The organism is Streptomyces sp. NPDC051452, from assembly GCF_044454765.1.
Classification (GTDB): Bacteria; Actinomycetota; Actinomycetes; order Streptomycetales; family Streptomycetaceae; genus Streptomyces.
The window spans coordinates 262,004-284,170 of the sequence record NZ_JBITEB010000010.1; the positions used below are offsets into that span (position 1 = coordinate 262,004).

General features: G+C 70.2%; 16 protein-coding genes and 1 tRNA gene. 7 read left to right on the forward strand and 10 right to left on the reverse strand.

The window, feature by feature from the left end; genetic code table 11:
• Positions 1 to 39: 39 nt before the first annotated feature.
• Positions 40 to 4,269 (forward strand): AAA family ATPase, encoded by a 4,230-nt coding sequence (locus ACIBA9_RS23930; RefSeq protein ID WP_399365973.1) that lies wholly within the window; start codon positions 40 to 42, stop codon positions 4,267 to 4,269.
• A gap of 177 nt (positions 4,270 to 4,446) precedes the next feature.
• Here the strand turns inward: ACIBA9_RS23930 and ACIBA9_RS23935 are convergent, their stop codons facing one another.
• The 10 genes from ACIBA9_RS23935 to dnaA form a co-directional block, all read right to left on the reverse strand.
• The gene (locus ACIBA9_RS23935; protein ID WP_399365975.1) at positions 4,447 to 4,800 is read right to left on the reverse strand and encodes a hypothetical protein; all 354 of its coding nucleotides are present in this window, start codon (positions 4,798 to 4,800) and stop codon (positions 4,447 to 4,449) included.
• A 332-nt stretch (positions 4,801 to 5,132) separates the two neighbouring features.
• Positions 5,133 to 5,209: transfer RNA gene (locus ACIBA9_RS23940), tRNA-Ile, on the reverse strand.
• Between the two features lie 112 nt (positions 5,210 to 5,321).
• Positions 5,322 to 6,044, reverse strand: a complete 723-nt coding sequence (locus ACIBA9_RS23945) for a DUF3566 domain-containing protein (protein WP_399365977.1) — start codon at positions 6,042 to 6,044, stop codon at positions 5,322 to 5,324.
• 18 nt (positions 6,045 to 6,062) lie between these two features.
• Complete coding sequence (gene gyrA, locus ACIBA9_RS23950; protein WP_399365979.1) at positions 6,063 to 8,657, reverse strand: DNA gyrase subunit A; 2,595 nt, start codon at positions 8,655 to 8,657, stop codon at positions 6,063 to 6,065.
• 42 nt (positions 8,658 to 8,699) lie between these two features.
• Entirely contained in the window at positions 8,700 to 10,781 is a 2,082-nt protein-coding gene (gene gyrB, locus ACIBA9_RS23955; RefSeq protein ID WP_399366037.1) for a DNA topoisomerase (ATP-hydrolyzing) subunit B, read from the reverse strand.
• Positions 10,782 to 11,168: 387 nt separating this feature from the next.
• The gene (locus ACIBA9_RS23960) at positions 11,169 to 11,753 is read right to left on the reverse strand and encodes a DUF721 domain-containing protein (protein ID WP_399365981.1); all 585 of its coding nucleotides are present in this window, start codon (positions 11,751 to 11,753) and stop codon (positions 11,169 to 11,171) included.
• The gene (gene recF / locus ACIBA9_RS23965) at positions 11,750 to 12,871 is read right to left on the reverse strand and encodes a DNA replication/repair protein RecF (RefSeq protein ID WP_393902186.1); all 1,122 of its coding nucleotides are present in this window, start codon (positions 12,869 to 12,871) and stop codon (positions 11,750 to 11,752) included. Before recF ends, ACIBA9_RS23960 begins: the two co-directional genes overlap by 4 nt.
• Positions 12,872 to 12,944: 73 nt before the next feature.
• On the reverse strand, positions 12,945 to 13,820 hold the full coding sequence (gnd, locus tag ACIBA9_RS23970; RefSeq protein WP_399365984.1) for a phosphogluconate dehydrogenase (NAD(+)-dependent, decarboxylating): 876 nt from the start codon (positions 13,818 to 13,820) through the stop codon (positions 12,945 to 12,947).
• A gap of 188 nt (positions 13,821 to 14,008) precedes the next feature.
• Positions 14,009 to 15,139 carry a DNA polymerase III subunit beta gene (dnaN, locus tag ACIBA9_RS23975; RefSeq protein ID WP_362149838.1) on the reverse strand — a complete coding sequence of 377 codons (1,131 nt, stop codon included), beginning with the start codon at positions 15,137 to 15,139 and terminating at the stop codon, positions 14,009 to 14,011.
• A 974-nt stretch (positions 15,140 to 16,113) separates the two neighbouring features.
• Positions 16,114 to 18,054: a chromosomal replication initiator protein DnaA gene (dnaA, locus tag ACIBA9_RS23980; protein ID WP_399365986.1), complete on the reverse strand. Its 1,941-nt coding sequence runs from the start codon at positions 18,052 to 18,054 to the stop codon at positions 16,114 to 16,116.
• Between the two features lie 373 nt (positions 18,055 to 18,427).
• On the opposite strand from dnaA, the gene rpmH reads away from it, so the two are divergent.
• The 6 genes from rpmH (at position 18,428) to rsmG (ending at position 21,970) form a co-directional block, all read left to right on the forward strand.
• Positions 18,428 to 18,565, forward strand: a complete 138-nt coding sequence (gene rpmH, locus ACIBA9_RS23985; protein ID WP_003975051.1) for a 50S ribosomal protein L34 — start codon at positions 18,428 to 18,430, stop codon at positions 18,563 to 18,565.
• Positions 18,566 to 18,586: 21 nt separating this feature from the next.
• Positions 18,587 to 18,958, forward strand: coding sequence for a ribonuclease P protein component (gene rnpA, locus ACIBA9_RS23990; protein ID WP_362149836.1), 372 nt, complete (start codon positions 18,587 to 18,589; stop codon positions 18,956 to 18,958).
• Positions 18,955 to 19,320, forward strand: coding sequence for a membrane protein insertion efficiency factor YidD (gene yidD, locus ACIBA9_RS23995; RefSeq protein WP_399365989.1), 366 nt, complete (start codon positions 18,955 to 18,957; stop codon positions 19,318 to 19,320). The genes rnpA and yidD overlap by 4 nt, the downstream gene beginning before the upstream one ends.
• 3 nt (positions 19,321 to 19,323) lie before the next feature.
• Positions 19,324 to 20,607: a membrane protein insertase YidC gene (yidC, locus tag ACIBA9_RS24000; protein ID WP_399365991.1), complete on the forward strand. Its 1,284-nt coding sequence runs from the start codon at positions 19,324 to 19,326 to the stop codon at positions 20,605 to 20,607.
• A 15-nt stretch (positions 20,608 to 20,622) separates the two neighbouring features.
• Entirely contained in the window at positions 20,623 to 21,135 is a 513-nt protein-coding gene (locus ACIBA9_RS24005) for a protein jag (protein ID WP_399365993.1), read from the forward strand.
• A 118-nt stretch (positions 21,136 to 21,253) separates the two neighbouring features.
• On the forward strand, positions 21,254 to 21,970 hold the full coding sequence (gene rsmG / locus ACIBA9_RS24010) for a 16S rRNA (guanine(527)-N(7))-methyltransferase RsmG (protein WP_399365995.1): 717 nt from the start codon (positions 21,254 to 21,256) through the stop codon (positions 21,968 to 21,970).
• Positions 21,971 to 22,167: the final 197 nt, after the last annotated feature.

A 22,167-nucleotide genomic window follows, 5' to 3' on the forward strand; every position in this document is an offset into this window, starting at 1 on the left:
TCAGCCGTATAAGGTGAGTTTTCCGGTCCGGACGTCCAGATGCGGGGGGAAGTAAGGGGTGGGGCCTTGGGTTCCGACTCAGGGGCACGCACAGCTTTCGCCGAGCGCCTCGCGCTGCTGTACAAGGAGGCCGGCAATCCTCCCCTGAAGTCCGTGGCCGAGTCGGTCGTACGGCTGCAGCGGGTCGACGAGCGCGGCCGTCCCGTACGGGTGTCCGCCCAGCGGATCAGCGACTGGCGCCGGGCCCGGAACGTGCCGGCCCAGTTCACCGCACTCGCGGCGGTTCTGCACATCCTGATCCCGGAGGCACGCCGCCAGCGTCCCGTGCCGGTCTCCGGCGGCCTGTACGACCTCGTCCACTGGCAGCGACTGTGGGAGCGCGCGCTGGCCGACCCGGTGGGCGACCGGCCCGCGCCGCCCGCTCAGGAGGACCGACGGCCACCGGCCCAGGCCGCGCCCGTCGCCGGGGGCGTCTGCCCGTACCGGGGACTGGCGCCGTACCGGCAGGAGGACGCCCGCTGGTTCTTCGGCCGGGAGCGGAGCACGAACGCGCTCGTCGCCCAGTTGCGTGCGGCGGAGCGGACGGGCGGCCTGGTGATGCTGGTGGGCGCCTCCGGGGCCGGGAAGTCCTCCCTGCTGAACGCCGGCCTGGTCCCCGCGCTGCGCGACGGCGCCCTCGACGACCTCGGCGCCCGGGCTACCGTTCCCGCGCCTACCCCGCTGTCGGCCGCCGATACGGCCGTTCCCGCGAGCAGCGGCATCGCCCAGCACCCCGGGACCGCCCCCACGGACGGTTCCACCGCAAACGGCACCAGCGGCGACGGCACCACCGGAGACGACCCCGACAAGGGCGGCCTTGAGGGCTCCGGCCCGGTGCTCCAGCTCGTCCCCGGTGCCGATCCCCTGGGTGAGCTGGTCCGCCGTATCCCGGATCTCGCCGCGGTCGCCGAGGACGCGCGGAAGGCCGAGCAGGAGGCGACGGACAATCCCGCCGCGCCCGGCTCCGACGCCCCGCGGCTCGCCCGTGCGGTGCGCGAGGCGGTCGCGGCGTGGGCACACCGCGAGACGCGCCCCGGCACCCGGCCGGTCGTCATCGTGGACCAGTTCGAGGAGGCGTTCACCCTCTGCGGCGACGAGGCGGACCGGCGTACCTTCATCCAGCTCCTGGCCGCCGCCTGCACCTCGCCCGCGAGCTCGTGCGGCACCGCCCCCGCCCTGGTCGTCCTCGGCATCCGCGCCGACTTCTACGAGCAGTGCCTCGGCTACCGCGACCTGGCCGACGCCCTTCAGCACCGGCACATGGTGCTCGGCCCGCTGACCAGCAGTGAACTGCGGGACGCCGTGACCGGACCGGCCAAGGCGGTGGGACTGGAGCTGGAGCCGGGGCTCGCCGAACTGATCGTGCGCGAGGTGAGCGCCGACGGTCCCCGCGGGGCGCACGACGCGGGCGTGCTGCCGCTGCTGTCCCACGCCCTGCTGGCCACCTGGCAGCGCCGCAAGGCCGGCCGGCTGACGCTGGCCGGTTATCGGGCGGCGGGCGGAATCCAGGGGGCGGTGGCGGCGACGGCCGAGCGCGCCTGGTCCGGTCTCGACCCCGCCGCCCGTACGGCGGCCAGGCTGCTCCTGCTGCGGCTGGTGCGGCTGGGCGAGGACACCCAGGCCACCCGGCGGCGGGGCACCCGGCGGCAGCTGTCGGACGAGTCGTCGGACCCGGGCAAGACCGAGGAGTCCCTGGAGGCCCTCGTGCGGGCCCGGCTGGTGACGCTGGACGCGGGCACCGTGGAGATCACCCACGAGGCGCTGCTGCACGCCTGGCCCCGGCTGCGGCACTGGATCGACGACGACCGCAACGACCACCTGCTGCGCCAGCGGCTGGAGGAGGACGGCCGGGCCTGGGAGAACTCCGGCCGGGACAACTCGCTGCTCTACCGCGGCTCCCGGCTGGAGCAGGCGCGCGGCTGGGCGAGGTCGGCCGGGGACACCTATCTGACCCGTGGCGCGGTGGAGTTCCTGGCCGCCTCGGTACGGCTGCGCAAGCGCACGGTGTGGATCAGCCGCGCCGCGGTGGCGGCCCTGGTGGTGCTGGCCCTGCTGGCCGGCGGCTCGGCGGTGATCGCCTGGCAGCAACGCGACGACGCCGTGTTCGCCCAGGTCCTCGCCGAGGCCGACCGGGTCCAGCGCACGGATCCGTCGCTGGCCGCCCAGCTCGACCTGGTCGCCCACCATCTGCGCCCGGACGACGAGGACACCTACAGCCGCCTGATCTCGATCGTCAACGCACCGCTGGCCACCCCCCTGTCCGGTCACACCGGCGCCGTGTACCTCACCTCCTTCAGCCCGGACGGCAAGACCCTGGCCACGGCCAGCTACGACCGCACGATCCGGCTGTGGAACGTGGCCGACCCGAACCGCCCGGAGCCGCTGGGCAAGCCCCTGACCGGCCCCGCCAGCTGGGTGAGCAGCGCGGTGTTCAGCCCGGACGGGCACACTCTGGCCGGCGCGGGCGACGACGGCACGGTCCGGCTGTGGGACGTGACCGACCCCGCGCGCCCGGTCCCGCTCGGCCGGCCCCTGACCGGCCACACGGGCACCATCTACCTGGTCGCGTTCAGCCCCGACGGCCGCACCCTGGCCTCGGCCGGCGAGGACCACACGGTGCGCCTGTGGAACGTGGCGAACCCGCGCCGGCCGAAGGCGCTGGGCGTACTGCGCGGACACGGCGCGGCGGTGCGCTCGGTGGCGTTCAGCCCGGACGGGCACACGCTCGCGACCGGCGGCGACGACACCACCGTCCGGTTGTGGCGGGTGACCGACCCCCGCCGGCCCGAGCCGGTCGGCAGAGCGCTCACGGGGCACACCGACATCGTGCACTCGGTGGCCTTCAGCCCCGACGGCAAGACCCTGGCCAGCGGCAGCGCGGACGACACGATCCGGCTGTGGGACGTGTCCGATCCCGCCCACGCGGCCGTGCTCGGCTCGCCGCTGACCGGCCACACCGGCCCCGTCTGGTCGGTGGCGTTCAGCCCGGACGGCGGCAGGCTGGCGGCCGCGAGCGCGGACAGCACGGCGAGCCTGTGGAACGTGAGCGACCCGGCGTCCCCGTCACAGGTCGGGGAGCCGCTCGCGGGCAGCAGCGGAGAGATGTACGCCCTGGGGTTCAGCCCCGACGGACGGACCCTGGCCACCGGCAGCGGCGACGGCAAGGTGCGCCTGTGGTCGGTCCCGACCTCGGACATGATCGGCCGGAGCGGGGCGTTCCGGCCGGACGGCCGGGTCCTGGCCACGGCGGCGCGCGACGGCAGGCTGCGGCTGTGGAACGTGACGCGTCCCGACCGGCCCGTGCCGCTGGGCAAGCCGTTCATGCACGCGGACGGCGACCAGCGTTCGATGCTGTTCTCTCCCGACGGCCGCACTCTCGCCGTCCTGACGGGGACCAAGGCCGTGTACCTGTGGAACGTCTCCGACCCCGCCCATCCGGTCTCCGCCGGGCCGCGGATCCCCCTGCGCACCCGCTTCATGGGCCCCCACGCGCTGGCGTACAGCCCGGACGGCCGCACCCTGGCGACGGCCTACGACGACCGCACCATCCGGCTGTGGAACGTCTCCGATCCCTCGCGCCCCGTTCCCCTCGGCAAGCCGCTCACCGGCCACCGGGGCTATATCAACGCCCTGGCCTTCGGCCCGGACGGGGACACCATGGCCAGCGGCAGCGCGGACAGCTCGATCCGGCTGTGGAACGTGGCGGATCCGGCCCACCCGAGCCGGGTCGGCGCACCGCTCGACAAGCACTCCGGTCCGGTGAACGCGCTCGCCTACAGTCCGGACGGCCGCACCCTGGCCAGCGGCAGCGACGACGACACGGTCCGCCTGTGGAACGTCGCCGACCCGGCCGGGGCGAGGGCGCTGGGCGCACCGCTCACCGGGCACAGCGAGGCGGTGACGTCACTGACGTTCAGCTCGGGCGGCCGCACCCTGGCCAGCGGTGGCAGCGACAACACCGTCCGCCTGTGGAACGTCGCCGACCCGGCCGGGGCGAGGGCGATCGGCCAGTCGATGAGCCCCAACGCCAAGACGGGCAACTTCCTGACCTTCAGCCCCAACAGCCATGTCATCGGGGTCTCCAGCGGCGCCGACACGGTTCGCCTGTGGCGGCTGGACGCGGACGCGGCGATCCGGCACATCTGTTCGGTCACCCGGGGCGTGCTGACCGCGCAGAGGTGGCACGAGTACCTCCCGCGCCTCTCCTACGACCCGCCCTGCGGACGATGATCGGCCAACCTGTGCGTTTCCCCGACGACTTGGCCCCACGGACCCCCCAACCTTGTTACCCTTGGCCATAGCCCGATCGCTGGTGCATCCCCCGTCGCCAGCGGTCGGGCCTTTCCATGCTCCGCGGCGCTACGTCACTTCAGCGGGACTCATCGATCAGCAGCACGTCCGATCGAGTCAGGCGGGGATGCGGGCGCAGATGGCCGTGACGGTGACCGTGACGGGGAACGAGCTGGCGTTGCGGATGGTGCCTCGCCAGGTGCGGTTGCTGGTCGGCTCGGACTCCATGAGGTACACACCGCTGCTGACCAGCGGAGTTTCGGAGACGCCGCCGCCGGTGACCACCGTCCCGGAGGGGCAGGTGGCGGTGAAGGTGCACAAGCCGTCGGGGTTACAGGTCTGGGTGTTGGACACCTGCGTGTAGCGGACCACCGGCTTGGTGTCCTTCTGGTGATCGGAAGTGGCCGCCTGAGCGGGCGTACCGGTGCTCAGGGCGAGGAGAGCCGGCAGGGCGGTGAGGCCGGCGGCCACCACACCTCTGTAGCGGCGAAACGGACTGAAGCGGTGTCCAGCGCGCATGACTGACCTGCTTTCTGCGTCGAACTACGCAACTCTCGGGCAACTTTGGGGGCCCGGAGCGGGCCGCCTTCCTCATCGTGCGGTCGACACACCGTGAAGCAGGAATCTTATTGACCTAAATGGTGACAAACGCATCGCGGATCCCTGGAGGAGGCCAGATCGGCGTGCTCGCCGAGCCTCTGGAAGATCCGCTCATCGGCCGACCGTCGCTGTCGGTGTGGGTGTCGGTGTCAACCATGGGTGTCAAAAGACCCCCGGTCCTGATGGACCGGGGGTCTTCTCGCTGGTGGGGCTAACAGGATTTGAACCTGTGGCCTCATCCTTATCAGGGATGCGCTCTAACCAACTGAGCTATAGCCCCGCCGCGCCGTGCGGTGTATGTCCCGCGCGCTGACTCCTGAAGATTAGCGCACGACCACGGCAGTCCCAAAATCGGTTGTCGGGGGGCTGTCGGCTCCGGCCCACGCGGTCCCTCACTCGTCCTCCGCGAGGGTCAGCTCGATGCCGCCCACGAAGCCCGCGGAGAGGTTGTAGACGAACGCGCCGAGCGTCGCCAGCGCCGTCGCCAGAACCACGTCGATGACCGCGATGACCGTCGTGAACATCAGGACGTGGGGGAGCGACAGGAAGGCCTGGAGGTCGAAGCCGTTCGCCTCGTTGGAGCCGGTCGCCTCGGAGATCGTGCCGCCCACGGAGGAGAAGACGCCCATCGCGTCCATGACCATCCACAGCACCGCCGAGGCGACGATCGTGCAGATGCCGAGCGCGATGGAGAGCAGGAAGCTGACCTTCATCACCGACCACGGATCGGCCTTGGCCACCCGCAGCCGCGCCTTGCGGGTCCGGGGCGTGGTGCGCGCCCCGGTACGCGGCCTGCGCACCGCTCCGGCGGCCTGGGCCGGATAGGCCTGCGGCGGGTGGTACGGCCCCGCGGCCTGCTCCGGGCGCCGCTCTCCGGGCAGCGCGGACGCCGGCCGGGTCTCGCCGGCCGCGGCCGGGCCTCGGGTGTCCGTCACAGTTCCCCCCTGGGTTTCCCGCGGGCCGGCGGCGTCCGCCGCGGAGGCCTTCACCGGCTTCAGATTGGTCGTGTGCGGGTCGTTCGCACTCTCCGCACGTGCGGCGGAGCCACGGCCGCCGCCGTCCGATTCCGTACCCCTGGAGGTACCGGCCGATCCGGCGCCCGTGGCTCCGCTCACGATGACTCACTCCTCGTGCTACTCGGCCGAGGGCGCCTCACCCTCGTCCGTGCCGGTGGTCGCGGCATCCTCGGCGGTCTCGTCCACGGCCACGTCGCCGTCGACTTCCTCCGCCTCGCGTCCCGCCTCGGCGTTACGTGCGATACCGACGACGGCATCGCGCTTGCCCAGGTTGATCAGTTGAACGCCCATGGTGTCACGGCCCGTCTCCCTGACCTCGCTGACTCGCGTACGAATCACACCGCCGGACAGGGTGATGGCGAGGATTTCGTCGTGTTCCTCGACAATCAGCGCGCCGACGAGCGAGCCACGGTCCTCCACGATCTTGGCGGCCTTGATACCGAGGCCGCCGCGGCCCTGGACGCGGTACTCGTCGACGGCGGTCCGCTTGGCGTACCCGCCGTCCGTCGCGGTGAACACGAACGTACCCGGTCGGACGACATTCATCGAGAGGAGCTCGTCGCCCTCGCGGAAACTCATCCCCTTGACGCCGGAGGTGGCGCGGCCCATCGGACGCAGCGTGTCGTCCGAAGCGGTGAACCGGATCGACTGCGCCTTCCTGCTGACCAGCAGCAGGTCGTCGTCGGCCGAGACGAGTTCGGCGCCGATCAGCTCGTCGTCGGATCCGTCCTCGCGCTCGCGCAGATTGATCGCGATGACACCGCCGGAGCGGGGCGAATCGTAATCCTTCAGTGGCGTCTTCTTGACCAGACCGGACTTGGTGGCCAGCACCAGGTACGGCACGGCCTCGTAGTCGCGGATCGCGAGGATCTCGGCGATCGCCTCGTCCGGCTGGAAGGCGAGCAGGTTCGCCACGTGCTGGCCGCGCGCCTCCCGGCCGGCCTCGGGCAGCTCGTACGCCTTGGCCCGGTAGACCCGGCCCTTGTTGGTGAAGAACAGCAGCCAGTGGTGCGTGGTGGAGACGAAGAAGTGGTCGACGATGTCGTCTTCCTTCAGCTTCGTCCCGCGCACGCCCTTGCCGCCACGCTTCTGCGCCCGGTAGTCGTCCGTCTTGGTGCGCTTGACGTAGCCGCCGCGCGTGACGGTGACGACGATGTCCTCTTCGGCGATCAGGTCCTCGATGGACATGTCGCCCTCGTACGGGATCAGCTTGGTCTTGCGGTCGTCGCCGTACTTCTCGACGATCGCGGCCAGCTCCTCGCTGACGATCCCGCGCTGGCGCTCGGGGGAGGCCAGGATCCGGTTGTACTCGCTGATCTTCGCCTGGAGCTCGTCGTGCTCCTGGACGATCTTCTGGCGCTCCAGGGCGGCCAGACGGCGCAGCTGCATCTCGAGGATGGCGTTGGCCTGGATCTCGTCGATCTCCAGGAGGTCCATCAGGCCGCCGCGCGCGATCTCGACGGTGTCACTGCGCCGGATCAGGGCGATGACCTCGTCGATGGCGTCCAGGGCCTTCAGCAGACCGCGCAGGATGTGGGCGCGCTCCTCGGCCTTGCGCAGCCGGAACTTCGTCCGACGGACGATGACCTCGATCTGGTGCGTCACCCAGTGGCGGATGAACGCGTCCAGGGAGAGGGTGCGCGGCACGCCGTCGACGAGCGCCAGCATGTTGGCGCCGAAGTTCGTCTGCAGGTCGGTGTGCTTGTACAGGTTGTTCAGGACGACCTTGGCGACCGCGTCCCGCTTGAGGACGATCACCAGGCGCTGGCCGGTGCGCGACGAGGTCTCGTCACGGACGTCGGCGATGCCGCCGACCTTGCCGTCCTTCACCAGGTCGGCGATCTTCTGCGCCAGGTTGTCGGGGTTCACCTGGTACGGCAGCTCGGTGACGACCAGGCACTGGCGGCCCTGGATCTCCTCCACCTCGACCACCGCGCGCATCGTGATGGAGCCGCGCCCGGTGCGGTACGCCTCCTCGATGCCCTTGCGGCCGACGACGAGCGCCCCGGTCGGGAAGTCGGGGCCCTTGATGCGCTCCATGAGCGCGTCCAGCAGCTCCTCGTGCGAGGCGTCGGGGTTCTCCAGGCTCCACTGGGCGCCGGCCGCGACCTCGCGCAGGTTGTGCGGCGGGATGTTGGTCGCCATGCCGACCGCGATGCCGGCGGAGCCGTTGATCAGCAGGTTGGGGAAGCGGGCCGGCAGGACGGTCGGCTCCTGGGAGCGGCCGTCGTAGTTGTCCGTGAAGTCGACGGTCTCCTCGTCGATGTCGCGGACCATTTCCATCGACAGCGGCGCGAGCTTGCACTCGGTGTAGCGCATCGCCGCCGCCGGGTCGTTGCCCGGAGAGCCGAAGTTGCCGTTGGAGTCCACCAGCGGCATCCGCATCGACCACGGCTGGGCGAGGCGCACCAGGGCGTCGTAGATCGAGGAGTCGCCGTGCGGGTGGTAGTTGCCCATCACGTCACCGACGACACGGGCGCACTTGTAGAAGCCGCGCTCGGGGCGGTAGCCGCCGTCGTACATCGCGTACAGGACGCGGCGGTGGACGGGCTTGAGTCCGTCGCGGACGTCGGGCAGCGCGCGGGACACGATGACGGACATCGCGTAGTCCAGGTACGAGCGCTGCATCTCCGTCTCGAGCCCGACGGGCTCGACGCGCATCGCGAGTTCGCCGCCCTCTTCAGGCGTCACGGGGGTGTTCTCGTCGGCCATTGCTGGTCAAGATCCTTCCTGGTGCGGTCAGCTGAGACCGACTCAGATGTCGAGGAAGCGGACGTCCTTGGCGTTGCGCTGGATGAACGCGCGGCGGGCCTCGACGTCCTCGCCCATCAGGACCGAGAACAGGTCGTCGGCCTGGGCGGCGTCGTCGAGCGTGACCTGGCCGAGGACCCGGTGCTCCTGGTCCATGGTGGTCACGCGCAGTTCCTCGGCGTTCATCTCGCCGAGACCCTTGAAGCGCTGGATCGAGTCCTCGCGGACGCGCTTGCCGCGCTGGCGGCCCATCTCGATCAGTGCGTCGCGCTCGCGGTCCGAGTACGCGTACTCGATGTCGTCGCGGCCCCACTTGATCTTGTAGAGCGGCGGGCGGGAGAGGTACACGTGCCCGGCCTCGACCAGCGGCCGCATGAAGCGGAACAGGAAGGTCAGCAGCAGGGTGCTGATGTGCTGACCGTCGACGTCGGCATCCGCCATGAGGATGATCTTGTGATAACGGAGCTTCTCGATGTCGAAGTCCTCGTGCACACCCGTGCCGAAGGCGGAGATCAGCGCCTGGATCTCCTGGTTCTGCAGGATCTTGTCGATCCTGGCCTTCTCGACGTTGAGGATCTTGCCGCGGATCGGGAGGATCGCCTGGTACTGCGGGTTGCGGCCGGACTTGGCCGAGCCGCCGGCGGAGTCACCCTCGACGATGAAGATCTCGCACTTGGTGGGGTCGTTCGACTGGCAGTCGGACAGCTTGCCCGGCAGGGAAGCCGACTCCAGCAGGCCCTTGCGGCGGGTGAGGTCGCGGGCCTTGCGGGCCGCCACGCGCGCGGTGGCCGCCTGGATGCCCTTGCGGATGATGTCCGCGGCCTCGACCGGGTTGCGGTCCAGCCAGTCGTTGAGGTGCTCGTAGACCGCGCGCTGCACGAAGGTCTTGGCCTCCGTGTTGCCCAGCTTGGTCTTGGTCTGGCCCTCGAACTGCGGCTCGCTCAGCTTGACCGAGATGATCGCGGTCAGGCCCTCGCGGATGTCGTCACCGGTGAGGTTGTCGTCCTTCTCACGCAGCAGCTTCTTGTCACGCGCGTACTTGTTGATCAGCGAGGTCAGCGCGGCGCGGAAGCCCTCTTCGTGGGTACCGCCCTCGTGCGTGTGGATGATGTTCGCGAAGGAGTACACGCCCTCGCTGTAGCCGCTGTTCCACTGCATCGCGACCTCGAGGGACAGGCTCTTGTCCCTGTCCTCCGCCTCCAGGTCGATGACGGTGGGGTGCACCGCCTCGCCCTTGCGGGAGTTGAGGTACTTCACGAAGTCGACGATGCCGCCCTCGTAGTGGTACGTGACGGTCTTGACCTCGTCCTTCTCGTCCGCACCCGCCTCGTCCGCCCCGGCGGTGGCCTTGGCCGACTCCCGCTCGTCGGTGAGCTTGATCGTCAGGCCCTTGTTGAGGAACGCCATCTCCTGGAAGCGCCGCGACAGCGTCTCGAAGGAGTACTCGGTGGTCTCGAAGATCTCCGGGTCGGCCCAGAAGGTGACCGAGGTGCCGGTCTCCTCGATCGCCTCGTGCTGCGCCAGCGGCGCGGTCGGGACGCCCATCTTATAGTCCTGCGTCCAGCGGTGGCCGTCGGTCCTGACCTCGACGGAGACCCTGGACGACAGGGCGTTCACGACGGAGACGCCCACGCCGTGCAGACCGCCCGAGACGGCGTAGCCGCCGCCGCCGAACTTGCCGCCCGCGTGCAGGACGGTCAGCACGACCTCGAGGGCCGGCTTGCCCTCCGAGGGCACGATGCCCACCGGGATGCCACGGCCGTTGTCGACGACGCGCACCCCGCCGTCGGGCAGGATCGTCACGTCGATGGTGTCCGCGTGGCCGGCCAGCGCCTCGTCGACCGAGTTGTCGACGACCTCGTACACCAGGTGGTGCAGACCGCGCTCGCCGGTGGAGCCGATGTACATGCCGGGCCGCTTGCGGACCGCGTCCAGCCCTTCGAGCACGGTGATGGCGCTGGCGTCGTAGGCGGAGGCCACGGCGGGGGTGCTGCTGGCCTCATCGCCGACGCCGGCGTCGGTGGACGGGATGTTCTCGTTGGGGTTGCCGGAATCGGCCACGAAGCGCCCTTTCTGGCACAGCACGAGCCGCCTCCGGGGGGTCCCCTCGGGGGGAGGCTGCCGGAGCGGCTGCGGCATGTTGCGGTGGTAAGCCTTGATCAGCGTTGCTCAGCTTTTCCCGGGCGGTCCCCACATTGGGGCGGGATTGGCTTCCAGTCTACCGGTAGCGCTGACATCGATGGGGGTTTGCGGGTACCTGAGTCCTCATGTGCCGCCCTCAACCGGTCTCGGCCGGGTCCCGATATACGGATGGGGGCTCCAAGCGGCTCACAGCGGCACTCAGCGCCTCGAGCCGTCAACCCTTGGCTACCGGGGGGTCGGATGGCCTTCCCGACGCGATCCGGGAGCGTGCCGCGCCCGCGCTCCGGGGGTACGCCGGCTCGCCCGGGCAGCTGCGCGACGTGAGGTACGTCACCCGTACGTATCGCCGGGACCGGTGCTCCCGGGGGCCCGCAGAGGGCCGTAGCGGCGGGCCGGACCGCCGGGATTGAGCACCTTGATCAGCCGCACGGTGCCGTGCCCGAGATCCTCGTTGAGCCGGGCCACCAACGTGGGGGCGAGCACGCGCAGCTGGGTCGCCCAGGCCGTGGAGTCGCACTGCACGGTCAGCACGCGCTCGTCCTCGTCGTAGCGCTGCGGCACGCAGTGCTTGGCCAGGTCCTCGCCGACGATCTGCGGCCAGCGGCCCATCACCCCGCCGACCGCCGCCGGGGTCTCCCAGCCGCGCTCGTTGATCAGACGGTTGATCGCGGACCCGAGCGCCATGGGGTCGCGTCCGTCGGCGCGCGCGCCGGAGCGCAGACCGCCACCGCGCCGCGCCTGCTTCTTCTGCCGCGCCGCGTCCCCTCGCGCGCGTGCCTGTTCCTTCGCGGCGCGCAACGCCACGCGCGCGAGGTCGACACCGGAGGGCTCCGGGGCGGCGGACTTCTCCCTGCCCGCGGACTCCTCGCGGCCGGCGGGCGCCTTCCGGCCCGGGCCGGGTTCGGGGGCGGTCATACGCGCTCCACCGTCCCGTCGGCGACGGCGTACCGCGCCCCGGCCAGCACCGGGGGGACGTCCTCGTGCACCGCGGCGGTGACCAGTACCTGCTCGCCCGGCGCGACCAGCTCGGCCAGCCGCTCCCGGCGGCGGGCGTCCAGTTCGGCGAAGACGTCGTCCAGGATCAGCACCGGCTCGTTGCCCTCGGCGCGCAGCAGGTCGTAGGCGGCCAGGCGCAGCGCGAGGGCGTAGGACCAGGACTCGCCGTGCGAGGCGTAGCCCTTGGCGGGCAGCTGACCGAGCCTGAGCACCAGGTCGTCCCGGTGCGGCCCCACGAGCGTGACGCCCCGCTCGATCTCCTGCTTGCGCGCCTGTGCCAACGCCTCCGTCAGCTGCGCGTGCAGGTCCTCGCGCGTGTGGGCCTCGCCGGGCGCGGACGGCTTGTACTCCAGCGCGACCGGTCCGCCGCCGGGGGCCAGTTGCTCGTAGGCCTTGTCGGCCAGCGGCTGCAGCGCGGCGATCAGGTCCAGCCGGCGGGCGAGCAGTTCGGCGCCCACGCGCGCGAGGTGCTGGTCCCACACGTCGAGCGTGGACAGGTCCATGGACCTGCCGCCGTGCCGGCGCGCGAGCGCCGCCGTCTTCAGGAGGGTGTTGCGCTGCTTGAGCACGCGTTCGTAGTCGGAGCGCACGCCCGCCATGCGCGGGGAGCGCGCGGTGATCAGCTCGTCCAGGAACCGCCGCCGCTCACCGGGGTCGCCCTTGACCAGCGCGAGATCCTCGGGCGCGAACAGCACGGTCCGCACGATGCCGAGCACGTCCTTGGGCCTGACCTGGGAGGACCGGTTCACGCGGGCGCGGTTGGCCTTGCCCGGGTTCAGCTCCAGCTCGATCAGCTGCTGCCGCTCGCCCTGCCGGACCTGCGCCCGGATCACCGCCCGCTCGGCGCCCATCCGGACCAGCGGGGCGTCGGAGGCGACTCGGTGGCTGCCCAGGGTCGCCAGGTAGCCGACGGCCTCGACCAGGTTGGTCTTGCCCTGGCCGTTGGGGCCGACGAAGGCGGTGACGCCCGGGTCGAGCGGGACCTCGGCCCGGGCGTAGGAGCGGAAGTCGGCCAGCGAAAGATGCGTGACGTGCATGGTCGTTTCGCCGGCCTTCCCCAGGGTGGTGATGGGCTGTGGATCGCGGGGGGCGACCCGGTGGATCCGTGGACTACTTCTTCTCTACGGCGTGCCCGCCGAACTGGTTGCGCAGCGCGGCGATCATCTTCATCTGCGGCGAGTCGTCCTGGCGGGAGGCGAACCGCGCGAACAGCGACGCGGTGATCGCCGGCAGCGGCACCGCGTTGTCGATCGCGGCCTCCACGGTCCAGCGTCCCTCGCCGGAGTCCTGTGCGTAACCGCGCAGGTCCGCCAGGTGCTCGTCCTCGTCGAGGGCGTTCACCGCCAGGTCCAGCAGCCAGGAGCGGATGACGGTGCCCTCCTGCCAGGAGCGGAAGACCTCGCGGACGTTCTCCACGGAGTCGACCTTCTCCAGCAGCTCCCAGCCCTCGGCGTAAGCCTGCATCATCGCGTACTCGATGCCGTTGTGGACCATCTTCGCGAAGTGGCCCGCGCCGACCTTGCCGGCGTGCACCGCGCCGAAGTCGCCCTCCGGCTTCAGCGCGTCGAAGACGGGCTGCACCTTGGCGACGTCCTCGGCGTCGCCGCCGTACATCAGCGCGTACCCGTTCTCCAGGCCCCAGACGCCGCCGGAGACACCGCAGTCGACGAAACCTATGCCCTTGGCGGCCAGCTGCTCGGCGTGCTTCTCGTCGTCCGTCCAGCGGGAGTTGCCGCCGTCCACGACCACGTCACCGGGCTCCAGCAGCTCGCCGAGCGCGTCCACGGTCGCCTGAGTGGGCTCGCCGGCCGGGACCATCACCCAGACGACGCGCGGACCGCTGAGCCGGCCCACCAGCTCTTCGAGGCTGTGGACGTCCGCGAGGTCCGCGTTGCGGTCGTATCCGATGACGGTGTGGCCCGCGCGGCGGATCCGCTCGCGCATGTTGCCGCCCATCTTGCCGAGGCCGACGAGACCGAGCTCCATCAGTTGTGTTCCTTAGGTCGCTGTGAGACGTGAGAGGCACCGGTGTGCCCAGGCGAGCCTAGACCCGCCCTCTCCCGCACAGCTGTGGGCATACGCGCTCATACGTAGCCCCCTTGACCTGCGGATTTCCCTCGGCACAGCACCGGGCGACGGCAGTCCGACCCTCCGCCCGACGCTGTGGCGGACGATCAGCCGCTCAGCCGCACCGGCATGATCAGGTACTTGTACGCGTCGTCCGCCTCGGCGTCCACCGCCGGCTTCCCGCTGAGCAGCGCGGGCTTGGTGGACGTCGTGAACGACAGCTGCGCCACCGGGGAGTCGATCGCGCTGAGGCCGTCCAGCAGGAACGTCGGGTTGAAGGCGATCGAGATGTCGTCGCCCTCCAGCTGGGCGTCGACCCTTTCCACAGCCTGTGCGTCATCGCTGGAGCCCGCCTCCAGGATCAGCACGCCCTGCTCGAAACTCAGCCGCACCGGAGTGTTGCGCTCGGCGACCAGGGCCACACGCTTGACGGCCTCGACGAACGGAGCGGTCTCGATCACGGCGACGGAGTTGAACTCGGTCGGGAACAGCGTGCGGTACTTCGGGAGGTCGCCCTCGAGCAGCCGCGTGGTCGTGCGCCGGCCCGCGCCCTCGAAACCGATCAGGCCCTCGCCGCCGCCGGAGCCGGACAGCGCGAGGATGACGCTGTCACCGCTCGTCAGGGCCTTGGCGGTGTCCTGGAGCGTCTTGGCGGGCACCAGGGCGACCGCGGAGACGTCCGGGTTCTCCGGCTTCCACAGGAACTCGCGGACCGCGAAGCGGTAGCGGTCGGTGGAGGCCAGGGTGACGGTGTCGCCCTCGATCTCGATGCGCACACCGGTGAGCACCGGCAGCGTGTCGTCGCGCCCCGCGGCGATGGCCACCTGGGAGACGGCCGACGCGAAGACCTCGCCGGGAACGGTGCCGGTCGCGCCCGGCATCTGCGGCAGCGCCGGGTACTCCTCCACAGGCAGGGTGTGCAGGGTGAAGCGGGAGGAACCGCAGACCACCGTCGCCCGTACACCGTCTGTGGAAATCTCCACGGGCCGGTTGGGCAGGGCGCGGGAGATGTCGGCGAGCAGCCGGCCGGAGACCAGGACGGTGCCCTCCTCGTCGACCTCGGCGTCGACGCCGACCCGCGCGGAGACCTCGTAGTCGAAGCTCGACAGGCTCAGCTGGCCGTCCTCGGCCTTCAGCAGCAGGCCGGCGAGGACAGGCGCCGGCGGACGGGCCGGGAGGCTGCGTGCTGCCCACGCCACTGCCTCCGCGAGTACGTCGCGTTCCACCCGGATCTTCACCGTAAGCCGCCTCCTGCTGTTGCTACCGAGTCCTCCGACTCGGTGTCACCGCCCACTGCGGAGGGCAGGACACCGGGGACCAGTCTGACGCACGGCACTGACAGTAGGTGCCCGTCGGGGTCAAGTCGCTCCGAGGGGCAGCCGGGCTCGAGACGGCGAGTTGTGCACAGGCCCCGCTTCGAAACGGTTTCCCAGCTCTCTCTAGTCGGGAGTAGTAGTAGGGCCTGTGGATACCGTGGATAACCTCGTTTTCCCAGCTCAGAGCCCAAATTTTATCCACTGGCCCTGTGGGCGGAGGCGGTGGACAACTCGGGGTGTCTGTGGAGAACAGAAAGTTCTGCACACCTCGCCCACAGCCCAAGGGCAGTTCTCCCCAGCTGCGTCCCCAGGTTTACCCACGTTTCCCACACCCCAAGCCGGCACCTTCGTGTGACGCCTTTCACTCGACGCGGTGAGAGGGTGCGCCGGGTTGCCGAACAGTGGACAGCCATGTGGAGAAGCTGGAGATCGCTGGGGACAACAGCCCCCAGCCTGTGGGTCACCGGTGGACAACTTCGCGCACAGCCTGTGGACGGCCGCTTCGTCCACAGGCTGTGGAGAGCGTTCGTCCACGAATCCACAGGCAGCTGAGCTGGGCGGACGTCATATGAACAGGTTCCCTGTGGATACGGTTCGGGACAACTTCGCGGTCCCCAGGATGTGGACGGAAGAAAGTCGCCGAATCTGTGGAGAGTGGCCGTAACCCGGCACGTAATCGAACACTCGGTGGCGAACGGGAAACCCTCCACCGACCCCGCGGCGCCCTCCACAGGGCTGTGGGAAGGGCTGTGGGAGCGCCTTCGACCCACCCCGGCCGGGGTGGGTCGGGACCGGGCGGACAGGGCGGCGGGCGCCCGGCGGGAGCCCGCCGGAACGCCGAGAGGCGCCCTCGGGACGGGGTCCCGGGGCGCCTCGGCGCTGACCTGCGGCCGGCGTCAGCCGTTCTTGATGCGGTTCGTCAGCTCGGTCACCTGGTTGTAGATCGACCGCCGCTCGGCCATCAGCGCGCGGATCTTGCGGTCGGCGTGCATGACGGTCGTGTGGTCGCGGCCGCCGAACTGCGCGCCGATCTTCGGCAGGGACAGATCGGTCAGCTCACGGCACAGGTACATGGCGATCTGCCGGGCGGTGACCAGCGCGCGCCCGCGCGAGGTGCCGCAGAGGTCCTCCACCGTCAGCCCGAAGTAGTCCGCGGTGGCCGCCATGATCGCCGTGGCGGTGATCTCGGGTGCGCTGTCCTCGCCGCCGGGGATCAGGTCCTTCAGCACGATCTCGGTCAGCCCCAGGTCCACCGGCTGCCGGTTGAGTGAGGCGAACGCCGTCACCCGGATCAGCGCGCCCTCCAGCTCACGGATGTTCCGCGAGATTCGGGAGGCGATGAACTCCAGCACCTCCGGCGGGGCGTTGAGCTGCTCCTGCACCGCCTTCTTGCGCAGGATCGCGATGCGCGTCTCCAGCTCGGGCGGCTGGACGTCGGTGATCAGGCCCCACTCGAAGCGGTTGCGCAGCCGGTCCTCCAGCGTGACCAGCTGCTTGGGCGGCCGGTCGCTGGACAGCACGATCTGCTTGTTGGCGTTGTGGAGCGTGTTGAAGGTGTGGAAGAACTCCTCCTGCGTCGACTCCTTGTCCGCCAGGAACTGGATGTCGTCGACGAGCAGGATGTCCATCTCGCGGTAGCGCTTGCGGAAGCTGTCGCCCTTGCCGTCGCGGATGGAGTTGATGAACTCGTTGGTGAACTCCTCCGAGCTGACGTACCGCACGCGCGTGCCGGGGTAGAGGCTGCGCGCGTAGTGCCCGATGGCGTGCAGCAGATGCGTCTTGCCGAGACCCGACTCCCCGTAGATGAACAGGGGGTTGTACGCCTTCGCGGGCGCCTCGGCGACGGCCACCGCGGCCGCGTGCGCGAACCGGTTGGAGGCGCCGATGACGAACGTGTCGAAGAGGTACTTGGGGTTCAGACGCGCCGTCGGCTCCCCCGGGCCGCCCGCCGGAGCCGGCTGCGCGGACTGCTGCCCGGACCCTCCCGTCCCGGATCCGTCCTGGCGGCCGGGGCCCGCGCGGTGGGCGGAGCCGCCGCCCGCCGGCTGCTCGGGCAGCTCCCGGCGGACCGGGTCGCGCTGGTCGTACTCGGCCCGGGGCGGCTCGTACTCGGAATGGTCCGAGTCGTAGTCCGGCCGGGAGGATTCGTAGCCCGCGCGCGGGCGGTCGTACTTACCGCGCTGCTGCTCGTAGGACGGGCGGTTCCGGCCCTGCGGGCGGTAGTCCTGGGACGACGAGCCGTAGGAGTCCGAGCCGTAGTCCTGGGAGGACGGCGAGGCGTACGGGTCGCGTTCGGGGAAGCCGAGCCGCGGCTGCTGCCAGCCGTACTCGTCCTGCGCCGGACGCGGCCAGGCGCCCGGCTCGGGGCGCTGGTACTCGGAGGGGTACGCGGGGCGCGCGGTGGGCGGCTGCTCGCCCCGGGACGGGGGCTCGGCGCCCGGCTGCTGGTCGCCGGCGCGGTGCCGGCCGTAGCCCTCGTACGGCCCGGACGGCAGTTCCGGCTCCTCGTAGCGCGGCTGGGGTGCCTGCGGTGCCTGCTGCGCGGGGGGCGCCGGCTCGCCCGCGGAGTCGTCGACGGTGATCGCGATGCGGATCGGCCGTCCGCACTCGCGGCTCAGGGTCTCGCTGACGACCGGCGCCAGGCGTCCCTCCAGCACACTCTTCGCGAATTCGTTCGGTACGGCGAGCAGGGCGGTGTCCGCGACCAGCGCCAGCGGCTGACAGCGGCGGATCCACCGCTCGTCCTTCGCCTCGAAGCCCTGTCCGCGGCCCTCACCGAGGAGCTGCTCCAGTACTCGTGGCCACACTGCGGCAAGATCGGCAGGTACGTCAGCCACAGGGCACGCTCTCTCGAAGGTCCCACGAACGTGTGGTTCGGGGACGGGTCGGGATGAAAATCGGGTCGGGCGGGGATAAGGGAACGAATCGGAGTTCAGCCACGGTAGTCAGCGCGGCGGGTAGGGTTCAAGTTGTTGTCCCCAGCCTGTGGACAGTGTCTCCCGGCGACCCCCGGTTTGACCGGATGGCGTAGCCCCGCGTACCGTGACCAGGTCGAGTTGTCGATGGCTGCTGCCGCCTGCCTCCGATGGGCACAGGTCACTTCCAGGTGATCGGGAAGCGGTGCACTCGGGCGTGAGCGAGCTACTCGTGGGCGCACGGTGACAGCCAGGACGGCACCCCGCCACCACCGATTCTTTCTGGAGCCCCCGAGTGAGCAAGCGCACCTTCCAGCCGAACAACCGTCGTCGCGCCAAGACCCACGGCTTCCGGCTGCGTATGCGTACCCGTGCCGGCCGCGCGATTCTGGCGACCCGCCGTAGCAAGGGTCGCGCCCGTCTGTCCGCCTGATCCCGATCAGGTCATGACGTCGTGCTGCCCACCGAGAACCGGCTGAGGCGGCGCGAGGACTTCGCGACCGCGGTGCGACGAGGTCGTCGGGCAGGCCGTCCGACCCTCGTCGTCCACCTTCGTAGCGGTTCCACGGACCCGCACGCGCCTGGGGAGAGCGCTCCCCCGACGCGTGCGGGTTTCGTCGTGAGCAAGGCTGTGGGTGGAGCGGTCGTGCGCAACAAAGTGAAGCGCAGACTGCGTCATCTGATGCGGGACCGGGTCGCCCTCTTTACCCCCGGTAGCCTGGTAGTCGTACGAGCGCTGCCCGGAGCGGGTGACGCAGACCAAGCACAGCTGGCCCGAGACCTGGACGCCGCTGTTCAGCGGCTGCTGGGAGGGGGCGCACGATGAAGTACCCGCTACTGGTCCTGATCAAGCTGTACCAGTGGACGATCAGTCCACTGCTGGGACCGGTGTGCAAGTACTACCCGTCGTGCTCCCACTACGGCTACACGGCCATCGACCGGCACGGTGCGGTCAAGGGAACGGCTCTCACCGCCTGGCGCATCCTCCGGTGCAATCCGTGGTCGCCCGGCGGTGTGGACCATGTTCCGCCGCGCAAGCGCCCGCGGTGGCACGAACTGCTGCGCAACGCTTGGCGCGCACGCACGGGCGGGTCCTCCGCCGCCGAACCGGCCACCGAAGAGAAGCTCTCTTCCGAGCTTCCTCCGAGCCCGGCCGCAGAGACTTCGTCCCATGCCCAAGGAGCATGATTAGTGGACACGATTGCCAGCTTCTTCAGCTTCATCACCACACCCGTTTCATGGGTCATCGTCCAGTTCCACGCGGTGTACGGCGCCATCTTCGGCCCTAACTCCGGGTGGGCCTGGGGCCTGGCCATCGTGTCCCTGGTGATCCTGATCCGCATCTGCCTGATCCCGCTCTTCGTGAAGCAGATCAAGGCGACCCGGGCCATGCAGACGCTCCAGCCCGAGATGAAGAAGATCCAGGAGCGCTACAAGAACGACAAGCAGCGTCAGTCCGAAGAGATGATGAAGCTGTACAAGGAGTCGGGTACCAACCCGCTCTCCTCGTGCCTTCCCATCCTGGCGCAGTCCCCGTTCTTCTTCGCCCTGTACCACGTGCTCAACGGCATCGCCTCGGGCAAGAAGATCGGCGTCATCAACGACTCGCTGCTGGCGAGTGCCCGTCAGGCGCACATCTTCGGCGCCCCGCTCGCGGCGAAGTTCCGGGACGGCAGCAGCACGATCCAGGCGCTGGGCGCCTCGGTCACCGACGTCCGCGTCGTGACCGTGATCATGATCGTCCTGATGTCGGCCTCGCAGTTCTACACGCAGCGCCAGCTGATGACGAAGAACGTCGACACCACGGTGAAGACGCCGTTCATGCAGCAGCAGAAGATGCTCATGTACGTCTTCCCGCTGATGTTCGCCTTCTTCGGTATCAACTTCCCGGTCGGTGTCCTCGTCTACTGGCTGACCACCAACGTGTGGACCATGGGCCAGCAGATGTACGTGATCCGCAACAACCCGACCCCCGGCTCCAAGGCCCAGGCCGCCTACCTGGAGCGTCTGGCCAAGCACGTCACGCACCACGGCAAGGTCCGTCGCCGGAGCGAGAAGACGATCATCAAGGCGATCGTCGCCAAGGGCCGCGACCGCAACGAGTCCGAGCGCAAGTTCATCAACGCCCTGAACAAGGCCGGCCTCGCCGCCCAGACCGACGGCAACGTGCTGCCGAGCGCGGCCCAGGCCGCAGTGCAGAGCGAGGACGGCACGGTGACCACCGGTACGACGGCCACCGCCACGGCCACCGCCCGGCGCCAGCAGCCCAAGCGTCAGTCCAAGTCCCAGCGCCAGTCCGGCGCGCCCAAGCAGGCGGGCGACCCCCTCTCGCTGGAGAAGTCCGACGAGCCGGAGGACGCCAGGCCCGCCGCGGCCCAGCAGCCTCAGAAGCCCGGCGGGGGCACCCGTAGCAAGGCCCAGTCCGGCCAGCGCAAGGGTGGCCCGCAGCGGCCCAAGTCCCCGTCCAAGAAGTAAGAAGGAGTCCATCCCGTGACGGAAGGCACCACCTCCGCCGCTGCCGACGGTGCAGACACCCTCACCCGCCTGGAGCAGGAGGGTGAGATCGCGGCGGACTACCTGGAGGGTCTGCTGGACATCGCCGACCTCGATGGCGACATCGACATGGACGTCGAGGCCGACCGCGCCTCCGTGTCGATCGTCAGCGAAACCGGCAGCCGCGACCTGCAGAAGCTCGTCGGCCGGGACGGCGAGGTGCTGGAGGCGTTGCAGGAGCTGACGCGTCTGGCCGTGCACCGGGAGACCGGTGACCGAAGCCGGCTCATGCTGGACATCGGGCAGTTCCGGGCCAACAAGCGCGCCGAGCTCTCCGAGCTGGGCGCCAAGGCCGCCGCCGAGGTGAAGAGCAGCGGCGAGCCGGTGAGGCTCAAGCCGATGACCCCGTTCGAGCGCAAGGTCGTGCACGACGCGGTCAAGGCCGCGGGACTGCGCAGCGAGTCCGAGGGCGAGGAGCCCGCGCGCTTCGTCGTCGTGCTCCCCGCCTGATCGGCGCTCCACGTTCCACCGGCCCCGTCTGTTGAGCAGACGGGGCCGAACTTTGTCAGCCTGGTAGTTCTGGTGGCCGGTGCGCGAAGCACCGGCGCTGTACGGAAGGACGGTCCCCGTGACGGAGGCAGCGGAGCTTCCCCCCGCGCCCGAACAGGCTCGGGAAGTGTTTGGTGAGCGCTTCGCCGATGCGGTTCGCTACGCGGAGCTGCTCGCCGAGGCGGGTGTGCAGCGCGGCCTGATCGGCCCTCGGGAGGTGCCCCGACTGTGGGAGCGGCACCTGCTCAACTGTGCGGTGCTCTCCGAGGCGGTCCCCGAGGGAGTGACGGTCTGCGACGTCGGCTCCGGTGCGGGGCTGCCGGGTATTCCGCTGGCGCTGGTACGGGAGGACCTGAACATCACCCTGCTGGAACCCCTGCTGCGGCGCACCAACTTCCTCACCGAGGTCGTCGAGCTGCTGGGCCTGGACCATGTCACCGTGGTGCGCGGCCGAGCCGAGGAGGTGCTGGGCAAGCTTCCTCCGGTTCATGTGGTGACCGCCCGGGCCGTGGCGCCGCTGGACCGTCTGGCCACATGGGGCATCCCGCTGCTGCGCCCGTACGGCGAGATGCTCGCGCTCAAGGGGGACACCGCCGAGGAGGAGCTGAAGGCCGCGACCACCGCGCTCAGCAAGCTCGGCGCGGCGCAGACGTCCATCCTGCACGTCGGCGAGGGCGTGGTGGACCCGTTGTCCACCGTCGTGCGGGTCGAGGTCGGCGAGAGCCCCGGGGGTGTGCGTTTCGCGGCGAAGCGCGCCAAGGCCGCCCGAACGGGCCGGGTACGCCGGCGGCGGTGAGTGCGGCCGTCGCTCGGTCCGAACGTACTAATGATCCGTACGGAACCTTCCTGACGACGAGACGTACTCCACACAAGCTTCCGGACCGATATGGGACGGAGTGTCGGCGGGGTTCGGTCACGGCCGCTGTGCATCGTGTTTCACGTGAAACGTCGCTCACTGCTGCACGGCATCATCAGTCGTGGCCGCGCTGCGGC

Excerpts from the sequence above, each read along its gene's own strand:
- yidD (WP_399365989.1), top strand. The coding sequence starts at position 18,955 with ATGAAGTACCCGCTACTGGTCCTGATCAAGCTGTACCAGTGGACGATC.
- recF (WP_393902186.1), bottom strand. The coding sequence starts at position 12,871 with ATGCACGTCACGCATCTTTCGCTGGCCGACTTCCGCTCCTACGCCCGG.
- ACIBA9_RS23960 (WP_399365981.1), bottom strand. The coding sequence starts at position 11,753 with ATGACCGCCCCCGAACCCGGCCCGGGCCGGAAGGCGCCCGCCGGCCGC.
- gyrA (WP_399365979.1), bottom strand. The coding sequence starts at position 8,657 with ATGGCCGACGAGAACACCCCCGTGACGCCTGAAGAGGGCGGCGAACTC.
- ACIBA9_RS23930 (WP_399365973.1), top strand. The coding sequence starts at position 40 with ATGCGGGGGGAAGTAAGGGGTGGGGCCTTGGGTTCCGACTCAGGGGCA.
- gnd (WP_399365984.1), bottom strand. The coding sequence starts at position 13,820 with ATGGAGCTCGGTCTCGTCGGCCTCGGCAAGATGGGCGGCAACATGCGC.